This is a genomic window from Seohaeicola sp. 4SK31, from assembly GCF_028802875.1.
Classification (GTDB): domain Bacteria; phylum Pseudomonadota; class Alphaproteobacteria; order Rhodobacterales; family Rhodobacteraceae; genus Seohaeicola.
On record NZ_JARAMP010000059.1, the window covers coordinates 1 to 5481 of the forward strand.

Here is a 5481-nt window from a genome sequence, read left to right on the forward strand (position 1 = left end):
GGGCCAATGCGCCATGGCACATGCCAACTATTTGGGGAGCGCACGCGCCATGGCGCTTAGTGCCCCGCCACTGGCCTACTTTTGCGCCGCCACGTGGCCGGTTTTGTCTCCGCCGTTGACAACCAGTTCTTCCGAGACCGTTTCCTGCTCTACAATCAGATCAATCTCATAATGCTGTGATAATGCCGGAAGGAGCTCCGCACTATAAAAACTGATCCCACTACGTTCAGGCGGAAGCGGTGAAACAAAAGCCAAACGGGGTTTTTCAACAGATTGCTGCCTTCCCCTTTGCTTGACGTCATTTTCGGCAAGGCTGTCTTTGATGACTGCAAGAGTTCTGCGTGCCGATTTTTCCCAACTGAAACGTTGGGCCTGAACAGGCGCAAAATCCCGCAAAGACTGTCTGAAACTCTCGTCTGTCAAAACCTTTTCAATGACCCGCGCCATGTCTTGCGTTGAGTGCGGGTCAAACAGACTGTCGTTTCGTCCAATGACTTCAGGTATACTTGAAACATTCGCTCCTATGACTGCAGCACCGCATCGCATGGCTTCCAGGACAGGCAGTCCAAATCCTTCATACCAGCTTGGAAAAACAAAGGCTTTGCACATATTATAAAGTGAAACCAGCGTGTCGTCGCTAACATAGCCTGTCATGATGACAGCATCCCGCGGCAATCCTACAGAACCGGCTTGCTTGAGCAGTTTTTCTCTGTCTTCCGAATTTAACTTGCAAACAATTGCAAGCTGATGATCTGCTATAACCGATTTCGGCAGCGCCGCGTAGGCCGTGATCAATCCTTCAATGTTCTTCCGATGATCAATACCGCCAGTGTACATGAGGAAAGGTCGGGCTAGGCCAAATTCTCTCTCTAATTCCCTTAAATGCTCTGCACTCGGTTCATGACATGAAAAATAATCACTCACATCAGAGCTGATGTTTGTGACACATTCTTGTGGAAATGATAAGTAGTTGATTGCATCCTGAGCCGAGCAAGCAGAAATAGCCAGCAAGTGAGTGGCTTTTTGCAACTCTCCTATAATACTTTCATACCATGCTTTGGAATACGGATCCTCCAAATAAATTTCCGAGAAGATCAGCGGAATCAAATCATAGAGAATGACAAAAGTAGGGACGTCTCCGATCGTGGTGACGCAGTCATCATCAAGGCCTTCAAAAAGGCTGGTGATCAGAACAGCATCCGGGGCGCAGTCCTTGATTACGGCCTCACGAACCGCCACGGCGGCCCGTGCGTTGTCTTTGGGCGCAGAAAAGCCGGCAGGCACACAAGCAGACCAGACCCGCACTGAGGCATTTGGCCATTTTACCGTAAACTCGCGCCGAAGACGGTCGTTGTCGTCTCCGACCATGTCATTCATAAGCAGAATGAAATCATCTTCCGGAGAAATGCGCAGCATGGCCTCAATCAACGAACGAGAATATCTGCCGATACCTCGATTGGCGCTGCTACTCGATTGCAAACTCTGAATATCAATAACGATGCGCAACAGAAAAATTACTCCAAATGTGATACAGATGACCTAATTTTGGCAATACGCTGAGAAACGCGAATGGCGTTAGGGCTTAGCGCCATCAAAGACCCCTGATTGTGTTGGTAGAGCTTTTTCAACGGAATTGCACCAGGTAACTTTTGATAATCTTCACTCAACATCCAAACCTTAAAAATTTTCCGAGGTGATCCGTTCGTACGAAGAACCCACTTCTTAAAGATGCCACGAGGTTTACCGCTTTTATGAAAAAGAACGCGCCTTATCAGCTTCGAGGGTTCTCCAGATGGCTTCAAGAATATTGAAAACCACAGAGGTCGCTGAAATTCTTCGAATTCCTCCTTGGAAACTTTAGGCGAAACACGTTGGTTTTGTAAAAATGCTTGAAGTAACCCTATCTCCGCTGAAATATGATTACGCATCTCCGTCATGAATTCCTCTAATTTACTATTCCTGACGGCTTCCTCATGTAGCGCTGCCTCGGCCGCTATGGCACGCTGCTCCAATTGGACCTCAGAAATGCGTCGGAAGTCGTCAAACACATTTGGTGGAGAACGGAAAAACTCTGCAAGGACTGCGTGCTCTTCGGCAAGATAAAAGCGATTAAGCCCGTCAAACCATACGAACCTATAGTTCGCTTCTGTCAGCAAGGGATCCCACTCTTGATAGTTCTCTCGAGGGGTTTGTGGTATCGTCGCCTCAATCACGATGATCCATGGGCGATTATTTGCCCAATCGGCTCCGCGAACGACCTTTTGCTCAAGTCCTTCAACATCGATCTTGAGAAAGTGAACCGGTTGCCCCGGCGGGACATGCTCTCTCCAAATGTCTGCAAGTGTTGTAACCTGAACATCGAACACTGACGCCGCTCCAATTGTGTCTGCGGCGCGCTTTGCTTCAACTTGGTGCAGTGTAGATAAACCAGTTTCATCAATGTTGTGAAACTCTTGTGTGCCTTGAGTATCAGACACTGCCATTGCCAAATTTACGTCATGAGGTCGACGCCTGCAAAGCTGGAGGTGCATAGTTGGTAGAGGTTCGACATTTATACCCCTCCACCCCGCTTCATAGAACGATCTGGTGACGCTATCTGAATCGGGTGACCATGCCCCTACATCTATGTAGAAGCCCTTCTCGACGTGTTTCAATGCTCGCCACAGCATGACGTCTTCGTAGTTCTGAGCATGGGAAATGAAGGGCATGACTGAAGTGACCTGCTATGCCTAATGGTTTGAGAGATTTGCATGGCTGCTTAAAGTACACATTGTCAAGACTTTGACGCCTGTCCGTCGTCGAATGATTTGGAACAGGCGGCGTGATTTTGGTCAGGAGGGCTCCGGCTCTGTGGGTTAATATTATGCTGCTTGGCGCTGATGGATCAAGCGGCGGTTCTGGATGGTCTGTGTTTTGATCTTCTCCCTTTCTGCCAGGATTGCCAGGCCGCGCCCGAAGTAAACGTCGGCGGGTGTCAGGTTGCCGAGGCTTTCGTGATATCGGCGATGGTTGTAGTGCTCGATGAAGGCAGTGATCGCCACCTCGAGTTCACCCTCCAGGTAGTAATTTTCGAGCAGAATGCGGTTCTTGAGTGTCTGGTGCCAGCGCTCGATCTTGCCCTGCGTTTGGGGATGGTTGGGAGCCCCGCGCACGTGATCCATGCCGTTCTTCTCGAGGTATTTGGCGAGATCGCCCGCGATGTAACAGGGACCGTTATCGCTGAGCAGCCGCGGCTTGTGCAGCACGGTGACGCTGTCACATCCTGATGTGGCCAGGGCAATGTCGAGCGTCGCGCTGACATCGTCTGCCCCCATGTTGGTGCAGAGCTTCCAGCCCACGATGTAGCGCGAGAAGTCGTCCAGCACGGTGGATAGATAGAACCAGCCCCAGCCGATCACCTTGAGATAGGTAAAGTCGGTCTGCCACATCTGGTTCGGCCGGGTCGTCTTGTCCCTGAACTCGTCGGCGGCTTTGACGACGACATATGCGGGGCTGGTGATCAGGTCATAGGACTTGAGCAGTCGATAGACCGAAGCTTCTGACACAAAATACTTTTCCGTGTCGGTGAAGCGAACGGCCAGTTCCCGCGGAGACAAGTCCGGCTCGTTGAGCGCCAAATCTACAATCTGTTCACGCACAGGATCTGGGATACGGTTCCAGACCCTGGACGGCCGTGATGGGCGGTCTTCCAGCCCCTCCGGGCCATGCTCGACGTAGCGATCATACCAGCGGTAAAAGGTTGTGGGCGGAATGCCGATCTGGGCCAGGGTTCGGCGGACCGGAATGTGGGATTGCTCAACGATGCGAATGATCTCGAGCTTCTCGGATGCCGGGTATCTCATTCGCGGTCGCCCCCAACCCCGCTCGTGTTTTTTTTGAGGACTCTGTTCTCGAGGATAAGGTCGGCCACCACCTCCTTGAGGGCCAGAGACTCGGCGCGCATGTCCTTGACCTCCGTGCTGGTTGCTTGACGCGCCGTATCCCCGGCCAAGCGCTTCTTTCCCGCCTCGAGAAATTCCTTCGACCAGCTGTAATACAGGCTCTGGGCGACCCCCTCCCGGCGGCACAGCTCTGCGATGCTGTCTTCGCCGCGAAGGCCGGCCAGGACAATGCGGATCTTCTCTTCCGCGCTGTGAATCTTACGGGTTGCGCGGCGGATATCTTTGACGACCTTCTCGGCCTCGGCTTTCGGTGTCACGGGTTTCTTGCTCATCTTCGCTCCATGAAGGCTACGATGAGCCGGAAACCCTCCGTTCCGCAATATGCCGAAACTGTCCCATGGGTGCTGACGTCAGACATTTGACGCCTGCGGATGGACTTGTAGATACGCTAGCGGATTTCACAAGAACTGCTTGCTCAAACTTCTTTCTAAGCTGCTCCCCGGGAACGGACAGTGGCGGTAGCTACGATCTGACTTTTGATGGTCTGCAAGTTCGAGAAGATCAGAACATAGAGAAACGCATGAACCATGACGCAGGTTTCAAGGCCCGCGTGGCGCTGGGAACAGTGAAGGGCGAGCGAACAGGATCGGAACTGTGTGGCTTCTACGGCGTGCATCCGACGATGCTCCATCAGTGGAAGAAGGCATTGCTGGACGGGGTGGCAGATATCTTCGAGCGAGAGAGCAAGAAGGCCCCCAAGGTCGATGAAGATACGATGCGGGCGCTGCAGGCGAGGAGCGGGGAACTCGCTGTGGCTATCGATTTTCTCGTTTAGAAAGCTCAAGCCTTGGACCGCCAAGTAAGGGGCGGGAGGATCGACAAGAACCACCCGAGCATGTCTGTCGGGGCACAATTTCTCCTGCTGTCGATTTCGCGGTCGTTTGTCCTACTATGAACTGATGCGCGAGACGATCATGAACCTCGATCTCATAGTAGGAATGGACAAACAGTTCCTCGAAACCCCGTTTACGGCGTGCGGCAGATGACGTGGCAATTGCAGAACGAGGGCCATGTTGTGATCTACCAACGCATCCGGCGACTGATGCGGCTTATGTGCCTGATGGCAGTCTACATGTATCAGCCGAGCATGAAGGACCGGATGGCTGAGCTGGAGGGCGAGATGCAGAAGTTGAACGCGGTTTTCAACCACAGCCCCGAGCCGCCTGCCCTGCGGCTGCACCCGAGCCTGTCGGAGCTCTACCAGACCAAGATCCGCAACCTTGCCTCGGCTCTGCAGGACGCGGGCCTCAAGGTGGCGGCGACGGAAGCGCTGCGCGGTTTGGTGTCGGAGATCCGGATGGTGCCTGACGAGAACGCCCCGAACGGCCATCATATTGAACTGGCTGGGGAGTTGGCAGGCATTCTGGCGTTGGGGGCTGCGCAAACGACGAAGCCCGCGCATTTAGCACGGGCTGGGTCGCTAAAGTTGGTTGCGGGAGTAGGATTTGAACCTACGACCTTCAGGTTATGAGCCTGACGAGCTACCGGGCTGCTCCATCCCGCGCTGGTTTTTATGCGCTTTTTTTCATCGTTGAGAGAT

The 5481-nt window shown here is 53.0% G+C and carries 4 protein-coding genes, 1 tRNA gene and 1 pseudogene; 2 read left to right on the forward strand and 4 right to left on the reverse strand.

The window, feature by feature from the left end:
- Positions 1 to 75 precede the first annotated feature (75 nt).
- The 3 genes from PVW27_RS21135 to PVW27_RS21145 form a co-directional block, all read right to left on the reverse strand.
- The gene (locus PVW27_RS21135) at positions 76 to 1506 is read right to left on the reverse strand and encodes a glycosyltransferase family 4 protein (RefSeq protein ID WP_274561152.1); all 1431 of its coding nucleotides are present in this window, start codon (positions 1504 to 1506) and stop codon (positions 76 to 78) included.
- An 8-nt stretch (positions 1507 to 1514) separates the two neighbouring features.
- Complete coding sequence (locus PVW27_RS21140) at positions 1515 to 2708, reverse strand: FkbM family methyltransferase (RefSeq protein WP_274561154.1); 1194 nt, start codon at positions 2706 to 2708, stop codon at positions 1515 to 1517.
- A 153-nt stretch (positions 2709 to 2861) separates the two neighbouring features.
- A protein-coding gene (locus PVW27_RS21145) for an IS3 family transposase (protein ID WP_274561156.1) occupies positions 2862 to 4213 on the reverse strand; the annotation gives its coding sequence in 2 pieces (ribosomal slippage) (positions 2862 to 3877 and positions 3877 to 4213; 1353 coding nt in all).
- A gap of 248 nt (positions 4214 to 4461) precedes the next feature.
- Between PVW27_RS21145 and PVW27_RS21150 the strand changes: the two genes are divergently transcribed.
- Positions 4462 to 4716 (forward strand): transposase, encoded by a 255-nt coding sequence (locus PVW27_RS21150; protein WP_274561157.1) that lies wholly within the window; start codon positions 4462 to 4464, stop codon positions 4714 to 4716.
- Between the two features lie 195 nt (positions 4717 to 4911).
- Positions 4912 to 5412 (forward strand): annotated as a pseudogene (locus PVW27_RS21645) (transposase); the annotation flags it as partial.
- Here PVW27_RS21645 and PVW27_RS21155 read toward each other — a convergent pair.
- A tRNA-Met gene (locus PVW27_RS21155) sits at positions 5369 to 5445 on the reverse strand. The pseudogene PVW27_RS21645 and the gene PVW27_RS21155 sit on opposite strands and share 44 nt — an antisense overlap.
- Positions 5446 to 5481: the final 36 nt, after the last annotated feature.